The sequence below is a fragment of the Kribbella sp. NPDC050820 genome (genome assembly GCF_040653975.1).
Taxonomy (GTDB): domain Bacteria; phylum Actinomycetota; class Actinomycetes; order Propionibacteriales; family Kribbellaceae; genus Kribbella.
This window is the reverse complement of the sequence record NZ_JBFAHB010000049.1, coordinates 39,474-55,537: the sequence shown is the minus strand read 5'-3', so window position 1 is coordinate 55,537 and position 16,064 is coordinate 39,474. Positions and strand designations below refer to the sequence as shown.

15 protein-coding genes are annotated in these 16,064 nt (G+C 69.3%); 11 read left to right on the top strand and 4 right to left on the bottom strand.

Annotation, left to right across the window (positions count from 1 at the left end; all coding sequences use genetic code 11):
• Positions 1 to 29: 29 nt before the first annotated feature.
• Positions 30 to 971 (top strand): UDP-glucuronic acid decarboxylase family protein, encoded by a 942-nt coding sequence (locus AB0H36_RS32445; RefSeq protein ID WP_360532276.1) that lies wholly within the window; start codon positions 30 to 32, stop codon positions 969 to 971.
• Here AB0H36_RS32445 and AB0H36_RS32440 read toward each other — a convergent pair.
• The 3 genes from AB0H36_RS32440 to kduI are packed head-to-tail and all read right to left on the bottom strand — an operon-like array spanning position 953 to position 3,313.
• A complete protein-coding gene (locus tag AB0H36_RS32440) occupies positions 953 to 1,714 on the bottom strand; it encodes an IclR family transcriptional regulator (protein ID WP_360532273.1) in 762 nt (253 codons plus the stop codon). The two genes, AB0H36_RS32445 and AB0H36_RS32440, sit on opposite strands and share 19 nt — an antisense overlap.
• A gap of 10 nt (positions 1,715 to 1,724) precedes the next feature.
• Positions 1,725 to 2,486 carry an SDR family oxidoreductase gene (locus AB0H36_RS32435; RefSeq protein ID WP_360532270.1) on the bottom strand — a complete coding sequence of 254 codons (762 nt, stop codon included), beginning with the start codon at positions 2,484 to 2,486 and terminating at the stop codon, positions 1,725 to 1,727.
• Positions 2,483 to 3,313 (bottom strand): 5-dehydro-4-deoxy-D-glucuronate isomerase, encoded by an 831-nt coding sequence (kduI, locus tag AB0H36_RS32430; RefSeq protein WP_360532267.1) that lies wholly within the window; start codon positions 3,311 to 3,313, stop codon positions 2,483 to 2,485. The genes AB0H36_RS32435 and kduI overlap by 4 nt, the downstream gene beginning before the upstream one ends.
• Before the next feature lie 168 nt (positions 3,314 to 3,481).
• On the opposite strand from kduI, the gene AB0H36_RS32425 reads away from it, so the two are divergent.
• The 8 genes from AB0H36_RS32425 (at position 3,482) to AB0H36_RS32390 (ending at position 12,016) form a co-directional block, all read left to right on the top strand.
• The gene (locus tag AB0H36_RS32425; protein ID WP_360532264.1) at positions 3,482 to 3,664 is read left to right on the top strand and encodes a hypothetical protein; all 183 of its coding nucleotides are present in this window, start codon (positions 3,482 to 3,484) and stop codon (positions 3,662 to 3,664) included.
• A gap of 64 nt (positions 3,665 to 3,728) precedes the next feature.
• Positions 3,729 to 3,962: a hypothetical protein gene (locus tag AB0H36_RS32420; protein ID WP_360532261.1), complete on the top strand. Its 234-nt coding sequence runs from the start codon at positions 3,729 to 3,731 to the stop codon at positions 3,960 to 3,962.
• 29 nt (positions 3,963 to 3,991) lie between these two features.
• A complete protein-coding gene (locus AB0H36_RS32415; RefSeq protein WP_360532258.1) occupies positions 3,992 to 4,177 on the top strand; it encodes a tautomerase family protein in 186 nt (61 codons plus the stop codon).
• Between the two features lie 103 nt (positions 4,178 to 4,280).
• Positions 4,281 to 5,306: an aspartate-semialdehyde dehydrogenase gene (locus AB0H36_RS32410; protein ID WP_360532255.1), complete on the top strand. Its 1,026-nt coding sequence runs from the start codon at positions 4,281 to 4,283 to the stop codon at positions 5,304 to 5,306.
• Between the two features lie 95 nt (positions 5,307 to 5,401).
• Complete coding sequence (locus AB0H36_RS32405) at positions 5,402 to 8,161, top strand: BTAD domain-containing putative transcriptional regulator (RefSeq protein WP_360532252.1); 2,760 nt, start codon at positions 5,402 to 5,404, stop codon at positions 8,159 to 8,161.
• A 172-nt stretch (positions 8,162 to 8,333) separates the two neighbouring features.
• Positions 8,334 to 10,169: a long-chain fatty acid--CoA ligase gene (locus AB0H36_RS32400; protein ID WP_360532249.1), complete on the top strand. Its 1,836-nt coding sequence runs from the start codon at positions 8,334 to 8,336 to the stop codon at positions 10,167 to 10,169.
• Positions 10,170 to 10,495: 326 nt separating this feature from the next.
• Positions 10,496 to 11,545 carry an aminoglycoside phosphotransferase family protein gene (locus tag AB0H36_RS32395; protein ID WP_360532246.1) on the top strand — a complete coding sequence of 350 codons (1,050 nt, stop codon included), beginning with the start codon at positions 10,496 to 10,498 and terminating at the stop codon, positions 11,543 to 11,545.
• A gap of 123 nt (positions 11,546 to 11,668) precedes the next feature.
• Positions 11,669 to 12,016 (top strand): hypothetical protein, encoded by a 348-nt coding sequence (locus AB0H36_RS32390; protein WP_360532243.1) that lies wholly within the window; start codon positions 11,669 to 11,671, stop codon positions 12,014 to 12,016.
• Between the two features lies 1 nt (position 12,017).
• Here the strand turns inward: AB0H36_RS32390 and AB0H36_RS32385 are convergent, their stop codons facing one another.
• Positions 12,018 to 12,233 carry a hypothetical protein gene (locus AB0H36_RS32385; RefSeq protein ID WP_360532240.1) on the bottom strand — a complete coding sequence of 72 codons (216 nt, stop codon included), beginning with the start codon at positions 12,231 to 12,233 and terminating at the stop codon, positions 12,018 to 12,020.
• A gap of 350 nt (positions 12,234 to 12,583) precedes the next feature.
• Here AB0H36_RS32385 and AB0H36_RS32380 point away from each other — a divergent pair, with 350 nt between their 5' ends.
• Together AB0H36_RS32380 and AB0H36_RS32375 are read left to right on the top strand one after the other, a co-directional pair.
• Positions 12,584 to 13,282 carry a response regulator transcription factor gene (locus AB0H36_RS32380; RefSeq protein ID WP_360532237.1) on the top strand — a complete coding sequence of 233 codons (699 nt, stop codon included), beginning with the start codon at positions 12,584 to 12,586 and terminating at the stop codon, positions 13,280 to 13,282.
• Positions 13,279 to 15,885 carry a DUF4153 domain-containing protein gene (locus tag AB0H36_RS32375; RefSeq protein WP_360532234.1) on the top strand — a complete coding sequence of 869 codons (2,607 nt, stop codon included), beginning with the start codon at positions 13,279 to 13,281 and terminating at the stop codon, positions 15,883 to 15,885. Before AB0H36_RS32380 ends, AB0H36_RS32375 begins: the two co-directional genes overlap by 4 nt.
• Positions 15,886 to 16,064: the final 179 nt, after the last annotated feature.

Below are 16,064 nucleotides of genomic sequence, written 5' to 3'. Positions count from 1 at the left end.
TTGGGGGGCATTGAGCAAGGGGGAACTACATGCGTCGCGCTGTCGTGACCGGGGGAGCTGGGTTCATCGGTAGTCATCTGTGCGAACGACTACTTGCCGAAGACTACGAAGTGCTCTGCCTGGACAACTTCCTGACCGGGCGCCCGGACAACGTCGCCCACCTGATCGACCATCCCGGCTTCCGGCTCGTCCGCTGCGACGTCACCGACTACGTGCACGTGGCCGGGCGGGTCGACGCCGTACTGCACTTCGCGTCGCCGGCCTCGCCGATCGACTATCTCCGGTTGCCGATCCAGACCCTCGAGGTCGGCTCGGCCGGCACCCAGCACGCGCTCGGTCTCGCCCGCGCGAAGGGCGCCCGGTTCGTGCTGGCCTCGACCTCGGAGGTGTACGGCGACCCGCTCGTCCACCCGCAGCAGGAGAACTACTGGGGCAACGTCAACCCGATCGGCCCACGTGCCGTGTACGACGAGGCGAAACGGTTCGCCGAGGCGATCACCACGGCCTACCGCACCGCGTACGGCGTGGACACGGCGATCGTGCGGATCTTCAACACCTACGGGCCGCGGCTGCGGGCGAACGACGGACGGGCGGTGCCGACGTTCATCCGGCAGGCGCTCGAGGAGGTGCCGATCGTGGTCGCCGGTGACGGCAGCCAGACCCGGTCGATCTGCTACGTGGACGACACCGTCGAGGGCATCATCCGGATGGTGCACGCGGATCATCCGGGGCCGATGAACCTCGGTAACCCGCATGAGCTGACGGTGCTGGAGTTGGCCCGGTGGATCAAGGACCTGGTGGGTTCTCCGTCAGAGATCGCGTTCGGGCCGTTGCCGACGGACGATCCGCGGGTGCGGCAACCGGACATCGGCCGGGCCCGGGACGTGCTGGCCTGGGAGCCCAAGATCGACGCCGAGGAAGGACTTCAGCGCACCATCGACTGGTTTCGGGCTCAGGTCGGTTCGCGGTAGCCGAGGGCGGCGGAGATCTTGCGGGCGGCCTCGATCGCCGCGGGCGCCATCAGCGCGACCTGGGCGATCGACTGCTCGAGCGACAGCGTGGAGATGCTGACCGCGGCGATCGCGGCGCCGGTGTGGTCGTGGATGACAGCGGCGACGCAGCGGATGCCCGGCTCGTTCTCCTCGTCGTCCAGCGCGTAGCCGCGAGCGCGCACCTGGGCGAGGTCCGCCTTCAACGCGGCCGCGGTCGTGTGCGTCAGCGGCGTGCGGGCCGGCAGGCCGGTCCGGGTGATGTGGGCGTCGAGCGACTCGTCGTCCTTCTCCGCGAGCAGGGCCTTGCCGATGCCGGTGCAGTGCAGCCAGAACGCCTTGCCTACGCGGGACGGCATCCGGTACGGCTTCGGTCCGTCGAGCCGCGCGACGTAGATCGCCTCGTCGCCGTTGAGCAGGCCGACGTGCACAGTGCACCGGGTCTGCGCGACCAGGTCGGCGAGCACCGGGCGGGCGACCGTAGCGAGGTCGACGTTGGTGAGGGCGTGACCGGCCAGCCGCAGCGCCTTCGGGCCCGGGTGGTACGACCCGTCCTCGGCCTGCGCGACGAACTCGTGCTCGACCAGCGACGCCATGATCCGGTGCACCGTCGACTTCGCCAGGCCGGTCGCGTTGACGACGTCGGTGAACCGCGAGTGTTCCAGGACGGCGTCCAGCACCATCAGCGTCTTGTCGATGGCCGAGGGCGCGCTCATGTCGGTCATCTTGCCACTCCTATCTGGCCAGCCAGCCGCCGTCGACCGCGAGCACGTGACCGTTCACGTACCCGGCCGCCGCCGAGGCCAGGAAGACCGCGGCGCCGACCACGTCCTCCGGCCGGCCCCAGCGACCGGCCGGGATGCGTTCCCGGATGGCCGCTTCGCGACCGGGGTCCGCGCGCAGGTCGGTGGTGTTGTCGGTGCTGATGTATCCGGGGGCGATCGCGTTCACCCGGACCCCGGCCGGACCCCACTCGTTGGCCAGCGCCTTGGTCAGTCCCGCGACCGCGTGCTTGCTCGCAGTGTAGGCGGGAACGGTGATCCCGCCCTGGAAGCTCAGCAGCGAGGCGATCGTGACAACGGTTCCGGAACCGCGCTCGGCCATCCCCGCGCCGATCGGCCGGGTGACCGCCCAGGTGGAGTTGAGGTTCACGTCGATCACGTGCCGCCAGTCGGCGGTCGCCGTACTGGCAGCCGGGGCCCGCCGGATCGTGCCGGCGTTGTTGACCAGGATGTCGATCCGCCGGGTCCGGGCCAGTTCGGTCGCGGCCGCCTCGACCGCGGCCGGGTCGGCGAAGTCGGCGGTCACGACGGTCGCCTCGCCGCCGCCGTTCGCCTTGATGGCTTCCAGCGTGTCCTCAAGGGCGGCGTCGCGCGCCATCAGGATCAGCTCGGCCCCGGCGGCGGCGTACCCGACGGCAATGGCCGCGCCGATACCCCGGCGGGCTCCCGTGACGAGCGCCGTACGCCCTTGCAGGCTGAACGGGTCAGCTGTCACCGCAGCTCCCGTACGTCGACGCCGTCCATGTCCCCGAACGCCTGGTTCTCGCCGGCCATCGCCCAGACGAAGCTGTACGACGAGGTGCCGGCGCCGCTGTGGATCGACCAGCTGGGGGAGATGACGGCCTGGCGGTCGGCGACCAGCAGGTGCCTGGTCTCGTCGGGCTCGCCGAGCAGGTGGACGATCCGCTCGGTCTCGGGCAGACCGAAGTACAGGTAGCACTCGGTCCGGCGGCCGTGTGTGTGCGCGGGCATGGTGTTCCAGGTGCTGCCTGCGTGCAGCGTGGTCACGCCGAGCACGATCTGGCAGCTGCGTACGCCGTCCGCGTGGATGTACTGGTCGATCGTGCGGCGGTTCGCGGTCTGCTGGTCGCCGAGCTCGAGCCGGTTGCCCTCACCCGGGTTGACGAGCGTGGTGGGGAAGGCGGTGTGGGCCGCGGCAGAGAAGACGTAGAACGCCGCGTCGGGTCCGTCGAAGACCACCTCGCGAACACCGCGGCCGACGTACAGGCAGGCTCCGGTGCTCAGCTCGTACTTCGTCCCGTCCGCAGTGACCGTGCCGGGTCCGCCGACGTTGACGACGCCGGCCTCGCGCCGTTCGAGGAAGTACTCGCTGCGCAGCTCCGGCCAGGTGGGGAGGCTGAGCGGCCCGCTCGTGGGGCGCGCGCCGGCGAGCACGATCCGGTCGTGGTGGGTGAGCACCGCGGTCACCGAGCCGGGGACGAACAGGTCGTCGGCCAGGTAGTGTCGGCGCAGCGCAGCCGTGTCGAACCCGGGGACCTGGTCGGGATGGGTGGCGTGCCTGATCTGCAAGGGGGCATTCACAGAACTAGGTTCTACGTCACGGAACATCGTGTCAAACCTTCGGCGTGGAACATCCGCCGAGATTGTTCCGGGTTCCGCCACTTGACACTAAGTTCTGCCGAATGGAACCTTCCACTCAGCATCCATCCCATCGCCCCTGGGAGGTGGTTGTCCGGCATCTCGCACCACATGTCCAGCTACTCCGCCGTCATGTTCGTCGCCTTCGCCGCGGTCGCCTACACCTACGGCATCACCGTCTACGTCTGGTGGGCGGTGTCGATCGGCGTCGGTGTCGGCATCGGCGCGTTCGTGTTCGCGGCCCGCTGGAACCGGCTGCGCGCCAAGCACGGCGTCGTCTCACCGCTGGAGTAGCCTGCTGCCGTGGTTCAAGCGCAGCGGGGCGCGGGCCGCTCTCGCGCCCTGGGCGATCGGCCTGGTGGTCTGGGCGATCGTCAAGTGGGGCATCGAGTCCATTGACACCACCCTGGTCGTCGCGTTGCCGCTGGCAACTTCCCTGTTGGTGTACGTCGGCCTCGGCCTGCTGCTGCCGGAGCGCCGCCCGGACGTCGACGAGCTCGTCGACTCGCTAACAGCGACCCGGTGGAGACCGACGAGGTCGCCGCGAGACGGGCCGCGCTGGCCGGCTGATTCCTGGAACACTGTCCCGTGACACAGAACTACCGACTTGGAGAGATCTGAATGCCGAACATCACCGTCGAGCTCCTGTCCGGCCGCACCCTCGAACAGCGCCGCGAGTTCGTCGCCGCCGTCACCGAGTCCGCCATCTCCATCCTGAACGCCAAGCGCGAGTCCGTCCGCATCGTCTTCACCGAAATAGAAACCACCGACGTAGCCAACGGCGGAGTCCTCGTCGCCGACGCCTGAGCGCACCTGCGCCGGCCCGGCCTCCCTTCCGCCCCAGGGAGGCCGGGCTGCCGCATGGTGGAACTTGGGTGATTGGTGGGGGCGGGGCTATTAGGGTGCTGGCATGCGAGTTGGTGTGTTCGGTGCTACGGGTCAGGTTGGCAGTGTGATGCGGGAGCTGCTCGTCGAGCGGAAGTTCCCGGTGGACGAGGTGCGGTACTTCGCGTCGGCGCGGTCGGCGGGGACGAAGCTGCCGTTCGGCGACACCGACATCACGGTCGAGGACTCCGCCGCGGCGGACTTCACGGGCCTGGACCTGGCGCTGTTCTCGAACGGGAAGACCGCGTCGAAGGAGTTCGCGCCGAAGGTCGCCGCCGCCGGGGCCGTGGTGGTGGACAACTCGTCCGCATGGCGGATGGATCCCGACGTACCGCTGGTCGTGTCCGAGGTGAACCCGGGCGACCTCGAGAACCTACCGAAGGGCATCGTCGCCAACCCGAACTGCACCACCATGGCCGCGATGCCGGTGCTCGCGCCGCTGCACCGCGAGGCGACCCTGACCCGGCTGATCACCGCCACCTACCAGGCCGTCTCCGGCTCCGGCGGCGCCGGCGTCAGTGAGCTGGAGGACCAGGCGCGCGCCCTCGCGGAGCCGGGCGGCCGGCTCGCCCGCGGAGCGCAGGGCATCACGCTGCCCGAGCCCAAGGTGTACGCCGGGCCGATCGCGTTCAACGTGCTCCCGCTGGCCGGCTCGATCGTTGCCGACGGCACCGGTGAGACGGATGAGGAGCAGAAGCTCCGGAACGAGAGCCGCAAGATCCTGCACATCCCGGACCTGCTGGTCGCCGGGACCTGTGTCCGGGTGCCGGTCTTCACCGGGCACTCGCTGAGCATCCATGCCGAGTTCGCCTCGTCGATCACGCCGGAGCGCGCGACCGAGCTGCTCGGCGCCGCTCCGGGTGTCGCCCTGGCCGACATCCCGACGCCGCTGCTCGCCGCCGGCCAGGACCCGTCGTACGTCGGCCGCATCCGCCAGGACCAGTCCGTCCCTGACAACCGCGGCCTGGCCCTGTTCATCTCCAACGACAACCTCCGCAAGGGCGCCGCTCTGAATGCCGTCCAGATCGCGGAGCTGCTCGCCGAGCGGTAAGCCGAGTAGTTCCACCTGAGACGTCCGGGGTGGGGCGGGGATAAGGTAAGCCTTCCTGCTGGTTGCGGCGCGGGCTGCAGCCGTCTGCAGTGGAGGTGACCGAGCTGGAGCGGCGTGGGGTGAGCGGGTCCGAGCTGCGGTTCCGCCTGCTCGGGACCGTGGAAGTGCACAGGGCTGACGGGTCTCCGGTCCCGCTGCCGTCGCACCGGCCCGCCGTACTGCTTGCCGCCCTCCTGCTCCGCCTCAACCGCACAGTCCGCACCGAGGACCTGGTCGGGGTCCTCTGGGACGACGACGAGCTGCCGGACAGCCCGCGCTCCGCCCTGCAGATCTACGTCTCCCGCCTCCGCGCAGCCCTGGGCGACACCACCCGGACGATGATCACCACGGGCGACGGCGGCTACGCGCTGCACGCCGACCCGACCCAACTCGACCTCGAGACCTTCCGGGACCTGGTACGGCGAGCAACCAAGACAACCGCCCCGGAAGACCGAGTCGCCCTGCTCGCCGAGAGCCTCGCCCTCTGGCGCGGCGAACCACTGGCCGGCCTCGACACCGGCGCACTGACCCGCGAGATGATCCCGCGGCTCGCCGAGGAACACTTGCAAGCCCAGGAGCTCTCCTTCGACGCCCGCCTGGCACTGGGCGACGCGGCCGCCGTGATCCCGCAACTCACCGAGCTCGTCGAGCGCTACCCGACCAGAGAGCGCTTCTGGGCCCAGCTGATGCGTGCCCATCACGCGTCCGGGCGGCAAGCGCTCGCGTTGTCGACGTACGCCGAAGTCTCCCGCCGCCTCCGCGAGACCCTCGGCGTCGGCCCCGGTCCCGAGCTCCAGCAAGTGCACGCCGAACTGCTGCAGGCGACCGACGCCGAAGGCATGGTCGTGCCGCGCCAGCTGCCCAGCGCCGTACCGGGCTTCGCCGGCCGGACCGAGCACCTCGAGCAGCTCAACGGACTGCTCCCCGGTCCGCGCCCCGGACTCATCATCGGCCCGGCCGGCGTCGGAAAGACCACGCTCGCGATCCACTGGGCGCGCCAGGTCGCGGACATGTTCCCCGACGGGATCCTGTACGCCGACCTGCTCGGCTTCTCGCCCGCCACCGAACCCGCGGACCCGCTGTCGGTGGTACCGCGGTTCCTCGCCGGACTGGGGATTCCGGCCGACCGGCTGCCGATCGCGGCGGACGCACAGATCGCCCTGTACCGCAGCCTGCTCGCCGAGCGCTCGGTCCTCGTCGTCCTGGACAACGCGCGCAACGCCGACCAAGTGCGGCCGCTGGCCGCGACCGGGCCGAACTGCCTGACTCTGGTCACCAGCCGGAACGAGCTCGCCGGCCTCGTCGCGACGGACCAGGCCGAGCCGATCCAGCTGGACGTGCTCGACCCCGCGCAGTCGAGGCAGTTGCTGGCAGCAAGGGTTGGCGAGCCTCGGCTGCGAGAAGATGCCGAGAGCACCGAAGCGCTGATCGCCCACTGTGGCGGGCTTCCGCTGGCGCTTTCGTTGCTCGGGGCACAGATCGCGTTGCGGCCGCGACGGCAGCTGGACTCGTTCGTCGAGGCACTGAGCCAGGCTCCGCTCGACGCACTCGCGACCACCGACGGGATCGACGTACGCACGATCTTCTCCTCGTCCTACCGGCAGCTGCGGCCCGAGTTGGCGCGGATGTTCCGGTTGCTGGCGCAGCATCCGGGCGCGGAGATCACGGTGGGAGCCGGTGCGGCACTGGCCGGGGTACCGGTACGTGAGGCTCGCGGCATGCTCGCCGTACTGGTTGCCAACCATCAACTGGTCGAGCTCGGGCCGGATCGGTACGCGTTGCACGACCTGCTGCGCACCTATGCCCGGGAGCTGTGCGAGGAGCAGGAGGCGGACGAGGCGTTCGAGCGCTTGCTCGGCTATCTCGTGCACACCGGGAGTGCGGCGGCGCTGTTGCTTGCGCCCAGGCGGGATCGGGTCGAGTTGCCGGGGCTGGATCCCGGCGTCGACGTCGTGCTGCCGTCGACGCGGGAGGATGCGTTCCAGTGGTTCGACTCCGAGCAGCCGAACAATCTCGCCGTACTGCGGGCTGCTGCCGGCCGTGCTGACGGGTTGCTGTGGCTGTATGTTTGGGCGATTGCGGACTATCTCGACTTCCGCGGGCAGCCCGGGTACATGGAGTCGGAGTTGCTGGCGCTCGATGCGGCGGTCCGGCTCGGTGATCTGCGCAAGCAGGCCCAGACCCGCCGCGACCTCGCCCGCGGCCACATGGCGCTGCGGCAGTGGGACGACGCGATCCGGCAGCACGAACTCGCGCTCGGGATCGCCGAGGAGCTCGGTGACGACGCCGGCGTCGCGCACGGCTCGTTGAGCCAGGCCCGCGTCCTGAGCCGAATGGGGGAGCACCGGCAGGCGATCGAGCGGACGGTGCGCGCGCTCCGGATCTACGAGCGGACCGGCCACGTCGACGCGCGGGCGAACGCGCTCAACAACCTCGGCTGGTACTACGGGCAGCTCGGCGAGTTCGACACCGCGGTGGACTACGCGCAGCAGGCGGTGAAGCTCTACGAGGAGCAGGACTCGGAGTACGGGCGTGCCGTCGTGAGCGACACTATGGCGTACGCGCTGGCCGGATCCGGCCGCCTCGACAAGGCCATCGCCAGCTACGCGACCGCGGTCGACATCCTGCGCACCCAGGGCCGGCGGCACGAGACCGCCGAGTGCCTGATGTCGATGGCCGAGGTGCAGCAGCAAGCCGGCCGGCCCGAGGAGGCTGCTGCGAGCTGGACCGAGGCGCTCGAGATCCTCGAAGCCATGGAGCACCCCGATGCCGACGTTGTCCGGCAGGCGCTGGCGGAGCTGCGGCGCGGCGGTTGACGGGGCCCCGTCACGGGGGAGTAGAACTGTCAGTGAGACGCAGGCCACGGGCCGTAGGTGCGCGTTGCGGAAACGTGATGGAGAAGGTGGGGGCAGGCGAGCGAGGGGCATAGTCAGCTGTGCCCGCTAGCCATTACCCTCCGGTTACTTGACCCCCGATGGAGGCCAGACAATGAAGCCAGTCGCCGATGAGGGCCAGCTCGCGCTGCTCAGCAACCGCAAAGACACGATGGCCACGATGTTTCTCGACCGGGTCGCCGCGACCCCGTCCCGCGAGGCCTTCCGCTACCCGTCCGGGGACCAGTGGAAGTCCGCCAGCTGGCGAGAGCTCGACGAACTGGCGCGCCGCCGGGCCGCCGGCCTGATGGCGCTCGGCGTCGAGCCCGAGCAACGGGTCGCGATCGCCTCCAGCACCCGGATGGAATGGGTCGAGTGCTACCTGGCCGCCGTCCTCGCGGCCGCCGCGACCACCACGATCTACCCGACCACGATCGCCGGCGACGTCGCCTTCATCGTGGCCGACGCCGACGTCCAGGTCGTGTTCGCCGAGGACACGACCCAGCTGGACAAGCTGCGGGAGCACCGTTCCGAGACGCCGTCGCTGCAGAAGGTCGTGCTGATCGACGGCGAGGCCCCGGCCGCGGACGGCGACTGGGTGATCTCGTTGTCAACGCTGGACGAGCTCGGTACGTCGTACCTCGCCGAGAACCCGTCGTCGATCGACGACCGGCTCGCGCAGATCAAGCCCGACCACCTGTGCACGCTGATCTACACCTCCGGCACGACCGGGCGCCCGAAGGGGGTGCGGCTGCCGCACTCCGTGTGGACGTACGAGGGCGCCGCGGTCGAGGGGATCCAGGTGCTCAGCCCGGACGACCTGCAGTTCCTGTGGCTGCCGTTGTCGCACGTGTTCGGCCAGGTGCTGCTCGCCGTACAGTTCCAGATCGGGTTCGCCACCGCGATCGACGGCCGGATCGACAAGATCGTCGAGAACGCGGCCGTCGTCCAGCCCACCTTCATGGCCGCGGCGCCGCGGATCTTCGAGAAGGCGCATGCCCGGATCGTCACCATGATCGAGGAAGAGGGCGGGATCAAGGCCAAGCTCTTCCACTGGGCCTTCGGGGTCGGCGCCCGTGTGTCCGCGCTGCGCCAGGCCGGCAAGGAGCCCGGTGGCGCACTCGGCGCGCAGTACGCGCTCGCCGACAAGCTGGTCCTGTCGAAGATCCGCGCCCGGTTCGGCGGCCGGATCCGCTTCTTCGTCTCCGGCTCCGCAGCCCTCGACAAGCAGCTCGCCGAGTGGTTCCACTCCGCCGGCCTCCTGATCCTGGAGGGCTACGGCCTGTCCGAGACCGCGGCCGGCTCGTCGCTGAACCGCCCCGGCCAGTACCGCCTCGGCAGCGTCGGCCCGATCTTCCCCGCCACCGAGGCCAAGATCGCCGAGGACGGCGAGATCCTGATCAAGGGCCCCGGCGTGATGAGCGGCTACCACAACCAGCCCGAGCAGACCGCCGAGGTGATCGACGCCGACGGCTGGTTCCACACCGGCGACATCGGCCACTTCGAGGACGAGTACCTCTTCATCACCGACCGCAAGAAGGACCTCTTCAAGACCTCCGGCGGCAAGTACGTCGCCCCGCAGGTGATCGAGGGCCGGTTCAAGATGATCTGCCCGTACGTCGGCCAGTTCGTTGTCCACGGCAACAAGCGCAACTTCGTCAGCGCGCTGGTCACGCTCGACCCGGACGCGATCCAGGGCTGGGCCAACTCCAACGACCTGGGTGGCAAGTCGTACGAGGAGATCGTCACCTCGGACGCGGCCCGCACGATGGTCCAGGGGTACGTCGACGAGCTCAACGCCGGCCTGAACCGCTGGGAAACCATCAAGAAGTTCACCATCCTCGACCGCGACCTCACCGTGGAATCCGGCGAGATGACCCCAAGCCTGAAGCTCAAGCGCAAGTACGTGGAAACCCAGTACGCCACCCTCCTCGACAAGATGTACGACTAACCCCACGCGCCCGCTACGCCCGGCTCCTCCGTCGCCGGGCCGCGGGCGCTCCCACCCGCCCATGGGCGCTGCCGCTCGCTTGATTGAAAGCCCTGTGGTGTCGTGTGCTCGTTCTCCGTCAGACGATCGTGATGGGTGTTGTTCCATGCGCCGGCTACGCGGGAGATCTTCGCCGTGTTCGCGGCGGCCTCGCCGGCCGGACGCGAGTGCTGTCGCCAGTAGGGTCCTCCTGTCGGTCGTGAGACGACTCCACCCACAGGTAAACCGTGCGTCTGAACGGTCAGCTCCTGCCCACCCGCACTCAAGACACGACGTAGCCTTGGCAAATGCACAGCGATGTTCGACGGCTGGTGGGGTTGGGGTTGCCTGGGTATGTCGTTGAGACCGTCACGACTCTTGGGGCGGGGCTGGACAACGCGGCCTACGAGGTGAACCGTGAGCTCGTCGTCCGGGTTGCTCGTGAGCCGGGTGTGGTGCGGCGTGAGGCTGAGCTGCTGGAGTGGGTCGGCAAGGTGAGCACGTTGCCTGTGCCTCAGCCGGTCTTCGTCCTGCCTGAGGATGGGTGCCTGGCGTACCGGAAGCTCGACGGGACTCCACTGATCGATCTCCCCCCTGACATCCGATCGCAGTGCGCGGTGCGTGTCGCCGCTGAGCTCGGCGGACTTCTCGCCGTACTGCATGCTCAGGACGTCGAACAGCTCGCCGACCTCGTGGACATCGACGACGAGCCGCTCGACGCCTGGCGCGACGAAGCTGCCGAGAGCTACACCGCCGTGGCATCGGAACTGACGCCCGACACCCAGCGCGCAGTCGAGGCCTTCCTGCAAAGCCCGCTCCCAGCGCCGCCGCCCCGCCTCGTCTACTCACACAACGACCTCGGCATCGAACACGTCCTCGTAAATGCCAGCACGTACGACGTCTCCGGCGTAATCGACTGGACCGACGCCGCAATCTGCGACCCAGCCCGCGACCTCGGCCTAATCCTCCGCGACCTAGGCCCAGCCGCATACAACGAGGCAACGAACCGACTCTCAGCCGCCTACGCCACCGCGAGCCAACTCCCCGCCGACCCAACCGCAGATCGGCCCTCCACCGACGCAGCCGCGCCCCGGTCCTCCGCCGATGCAGCCGCGGGCCGGTTTCCCGCCGATGCAGCCGTGAGCCGGCTTCCCGCCGACGCAACCGCGAATCGGCTCGCTGGCTACGCAGCCGTGAGTCGGCTTCCTGTCGACGAAGGCCTCTTGGACCGCGCTTGGTTTTACGCGCGGTGCTCACTGCTTGAGGATCTGCAGTACGGCCTTGGGGCCGACCGGCCGACGTACGTTGAGAAGTCCCGGCTGGCGGCGGATTGGTTGTTTACCTACCCGACCCCTTGAGGTGAACAGGGCGGCCGATCGCGCTCGCAGCCGGGAGCTCGGACACCCGGCAGGGGCCGTGAACACGTTATCGCCTGTTCACGGTCCCCACTGCCTCGGCTCGGCAACGGGAGTTGGCACGACATGGCGGAAGTCGCTGGAGGGAAAGGCGTGGTGATGTCGCGGAAGGCGTGCGTCGAGGAGCTCGGTCGGCTGGGGAACGTGCATCCGAGTCTGCTCTGGGAGGAGAGGGTTGTCGCGTTCGCGCCGGAGGTTTCGGACTTTGTGGTGACGGTCGACCAGCCCCTCACCGTCATCGTGTCGGTGCGTGACGGGTTTGAGGGTGCTCGGGTGATCGTCGATGAGTTCGTCTTCGAGTACGTGCCGGCCGCGGAGCTTCACGACCTTCTGTCGGCGGTGCTTTCCGGGGCGCGGGAGGTCCACCGGAGGCGGATGGTGGTTCGTTCGCAAGAGCAGCGGTGGGAGTCGTGAGTCACGGGGCTGTAGCGGTGGCTAGGAGGCACCAGGCGGTGTGGGGGATCCATTGTTCGGACCAGCGCCAGCTGTCGGATTCTGGGGCTTCGGGTGGGAGGAAGGCCAGGTCGGACTCGTCCGTCCAGCCGGAGGTGATGCCGTTGAGGATGCCGCCGGGGAGGTTGGGGAAGTCGGGGGAGTAGTCGGCGTTGTTACGGCCGCGGCCCTGGAGCATGCAGGTGTCGAAGCAGGTGCGAGACCTTCGGGCAACGGGATGCGGCAGTACGGCCCACTCGTCCAGCCAGGCACGCGCTCAACCGGCCCAGGCTGCAGCGCCACTTTCCCTCCGGGCCCGAGCAACTCGGCAACGACAAACCCGACGGGAGTCCGAGCGGGGTCGGTCGACAGCGGTGGACTGGGGACGACGGCGATCACGGCTTGGCCGGGGAGGTCGCCGTACCCGAGGTGGGAGTGGAGGATTCCCTCGGCGAGTGGGTGCACGGAGACCATCCAACAGCAGGACCTGCACAGAACCTTCACGAGTCGGGGGCCTCTGGTGGCCAGGTGGGCTCCTACGCTCGGAACGTGGTAGTCGATGGAGCAGGCCGCAGGATCCTCGTGGTCGAGGACGAGCCCGTGATCAACCAGGCGGTGACCGACCGCCTGCGCGGGTCGGGGTACGACGTCGTGCAGGCGTGGGACGGGCCGGGGGCGGTCGAGCAGTTCGCCGCGACCGCGCCGGATCTCGTGCTGCTCGACGTGATGCTGCCCGGGTACGACGGCCACGAGGTCTGCCGGCGCATCCAGGCCGAACGCCCGGTGCCCGTCCTGATGCTGACCGCCCGCGACGACGAGGCGGACATCCTGGTGGGGCTCGGCGTCGGCGCCGACGACTACCTCACGAAGCCGTTCCGGATGCGCGAGTTGGTGGCCCGCGTGGCAGCCCTGCTGCGACGCGTCGACCGCGCCGCCGAGCTGGCCGCCCGCCCGGCCACCGAGGTCGGCGACCTCCACATCGATGCAGCCGCTCGACGAGTCACAGTCGCCGGCACCGAGATCCACCTGACCCCAACCGAGTTCGACCTGCTGCTCTGCCTCGCCGCCAAGCCCGGCATCGTCCTGCCAAGAGAGAACCTGTACGCCGAAGTGTGGGGCTGGCCCGGTGCGTCCGGGACCCGCACTGTCGACAGCCATGTGAAGGCCTTGCGCGCCAAGATCGGCGCCGATCGCGTGCGGACCGTGCACGGTGTCGGCTACGCCCTGGAGCCAGGAGGTACGGCGTGAGCGGCCCGCTGATGGACCAAGTCACGTCGGTCAAGGTCAAGCTCGGCCTGCTCGTCGCCGTCAGCGTGACCCTGGCGTCGATCGTCGCGGCCGTCGGCGCCGTCGCCAACGTGCCCGCCTGGCTCAGCATCCCGGTCACGGTCGCCCTCGCCCTCGGCGTAACTCAACTGCTCGCGGTCGGCATGACGTCGCCGCTGCGCGAGATGACCGCGGCAGCGCGACGGATGGCGCGCGGCGACTACTCCGCCCGCGTCACAGCGACCTCCAGCGACGAGGTCGGTCAGCTGGCCCGGGCCTTCAACCGGATGGCCGAGGACCTGGCCGCCGTCGACCGTCAGCGCCGCGAGCTCGTGGCGAACGTGAGCCACGAACTGCGGACGCCGCTGGCCGCACTGTGCGCCGTACTCGAGAATCTCGTGGACGGCGTCGCCGAGCCGGATCCGGTGGCGTTGCGCACGGCGCTCGACCAGGCGGAACGTCTGTCCGCCCTCGCGTCCGACCTGCTCGACCTTGCCCGCGTCGACGCCGGCCACGCCACACTCCATAGCACGCAGGTCTCCGTCTCGGAACTGCTCGACCAGGCCGTCGCCGAAGCCCGAGTGGCGAGCCGTGAGGTGCGGTACGACGTGTCCGTCAGGCCGGCCGACTTGACGGTCAAGGCAGACGCCGCGCGACTGCACCAGTTGATCGCCAACCTGCTCGACAACGCGTCCCGGCACAGTCCGACCGGCGGCGTCGTCCGGATCACCGCCAACGCAACGACCACGGGTTGGCGTTTGGAGGTCGCGGACGACGGGCCGGGTATCCCGGTCGCCGATCGGGATCGCGTCTTCGAACGGTTCGGCACGCTGACCGAAGCCGAGGGCGGCGGCGGGACCGGGCTCGGTCTCGCGATTGCCCGCTGGGTGACCGATCTGCACGGCGGCGGCATCCACTTCGTCGACCCGGCGCCAGGTAGCAACGGCGCCCGCGTCCGCGTCGACCTCCCCCGTGAACCACGGCGACACACTGCCGACCCACCGCGCGAACCAAGGCAACACATCCCTGCTGTCACGAAGAAACCACAGGAGCCAGTCATGACGAAGCCAGTCGACACTCCCAAGCCGGCACCCGCGCCACCGCCCACACCCGGGCCCGCGGCGCGAGCACCGGAGTCCGGGATGGACATGCTGTTCGGCAGGTTCTGGCCGGAGGCAGGCGTCCCAGGCAACGTACGTGCGGTGCTGTACTGCCTGGGAGTCGGCGTCCTGGCCGCTGTCATCCTGCCGTTCCGCGATCTCGGCCTCGGCACGTTCGTCGTACTGCTGGCTGCCGGCGGCGTGATCCTGGGCTTCAGCGTCAACCGCAAGTCCCGGTTCACCCAGGCCTGTGCCGCGCTCTGCGTGCTGCTGGCCGGAACAGCCGTACTGCGGGACGCCGAGTGGATCGTTGTCCTCTGCCTGCTGGCAGGCGGAGCCGTGTGCATGGCCGGGCTGGTGAACGGTCGCACCGTGCCGGCCTTCGTCCTGGCCGGCATCTCCTGGCCGCTCGCTGGGCTGCGCGGTCTGCCGTGGCTGGGTCGCTCAGCACAGGCCGTCAAGGGCCTGCGGACGAGTGCCGCGGCGCTGCGGACGATCCTGTGGTCGCTGCTAGCGGTCGTGGTCTTCGGACTCCTGTTCGCCTCGGCCGACGCAGTCTTTGCGGAGTGGGCGGGTGCAGTCGTCCCGGACCTGGAGCTCGACTCGTTCGTACTGCGTGCCTTCGTGACTGTGGCTGTCGGTGGCGTCGTACTGGCAGCGACGTACCTCGGACTGAATCCGCCCAACGTCGAGACCGGTGGCGGACCGGTGCGGCCAGTTGCACGTCGCTACGAGTGGCTAGTACCCGTGCTGCTCGTGGACGCGGTGTTCCTGGTCTTCCTGGCTGCACAGGCCACTGCGAACTTCGGCGGACACAAGTACCTCGAGCGCATCACCGGTCTCACCTACGCGGAGTACGTCCACCAAGGCTTCGGCCAACTCACCGTCGCCACCGCACTGACGCTGCTCGTAGTGTGGGCAGCCGCACGGAAGGCACCGCGTGCCACAGCCGCCGACGTGGTGTGGTTGCGCGTGTCACTCGGCCTGCTGTGTCTGCTGACGCTGGTAGTGGTCGCGTCCGCGCTCTACCGGATGCACGTCTACCAGGAGGCGTACGGCTTCACTGAGCTTCGCCTGCTCGTGGACGTCTTCGAGGGCTGGCTCGGTCTGCTCGTGCTCGGTGTGATGGTGGCCGGCGTGACCATGAAGGCGAGCTGGCTACCGCGGGCCGCGCTGCTCAGTGGCGCCAGCCTCCTGCTCGGGCTCGCGCTGCTCAACCCGGATGCCTGGATCGCCCAGCGCAACATCGACCGGTACGCCGACACCGGCAAGGTGGACTGGGTTCACCTCGAAGGGCTGTCCGATGACGCCGTACCGGTGCTGGCCACGCTTCCGGACGACGTGGCCGGGTGCGCGATCGGCGATCGCCGGCCCAGCGACGACGACTGGCTCGAGTGGAACCTCGGCCGCCACCGCGCGAACCCGCTGATCGTCTCCGAACCCACCGCCGAACCCGGCGCCTGCCTCAGCAGACCGGCCGGCTGACCCTGCCGTTGCCGACAGCACGCTTCCGGCCGAGGGCCGTGAACAGGTGAACGCCTGTTCACGGCCCTCACTGTGTGTACCGCCTCGTATCCGCACCCATCCGTTGGCCTGATCGCTTCGAATTAGCCCTATCCCCGCGCCGGTCGGGTGCCGCATCATCGAGGCTGGGCTGGTTTTGT

What these genes read in the sequence shown, in the direction of transcription:
- AB0H36_RS32445 (WP_360532276.1), top strand. Translation starts at nt 30, where the DNA reads ATGCGTCGCGCTGTCGTGACCGGGGGAGCTGGGTTCATCGGTAGTCAT.
- AB0H36_RS32440 (WP_360532273.1), bottom strand. Translation starts at nt 1,714, where the DNA reads ATGACCGACATGAGCGCGCCCTCGGCCATCGACAAGACGCTGATGGTG.
- AB0H36_RS32425 (WP_360532264.1), top strand. Translation starts at nt 3,482, where the DNA reads ATGTCCAGCTACTCCGCCGTCATGTTCGTCGCCTTCGCCGCGGTCGCC.
- AB0H36_RS32415 (WP_360532258.1), top strand. Translation starts at nt 3,992, where the DNA reads ATGCCGAACATCACCGTCGAGCTCCTGTCCGGCCGCACCCTCGAACAG.
- AB0H36_RS32410 (WP_360532255.1), top strand. Translation starts at nt 4,281, where the DNA reads ATGCGAGTTGGTGTGTTCGGTGCTACGGGTCAGGTTGGCAGTGTGATG.
- AB0H36_RS32400 (WP_360532249.1), top strand. Translation starts at nt 8,334, where the DNA reads ATGAAGCCAGTCGCCGATGAGGGCCAGCTCGCGCTGCTCAGCAACCGC.
- AB0H36_RS32395 (WP_360532246.1), top strand. Translation starts at nt 10,496, where the DNA reads ATGCACAGCGATGTTCGACGGCTGGTGGGGTTGGGGTTGCCTGGGTAT.
- AB0H36_RS32390 (WP_360532243.1), top strand. Translation starts at nt 11,669, where the DNA reads ATGGCGGAAGTCGCTGGAGGGAAAGGCGTGGTGATGTCGCGGAAGGCG.
- AB0H36_RS32385 (WP_360532240.1), bottom strand. Translation starts at nt 12,233, where the DNA reads ATGCTCCAGGGCCGCGGCCGTAACAACGCCGACTACTCCCCCGACTTC.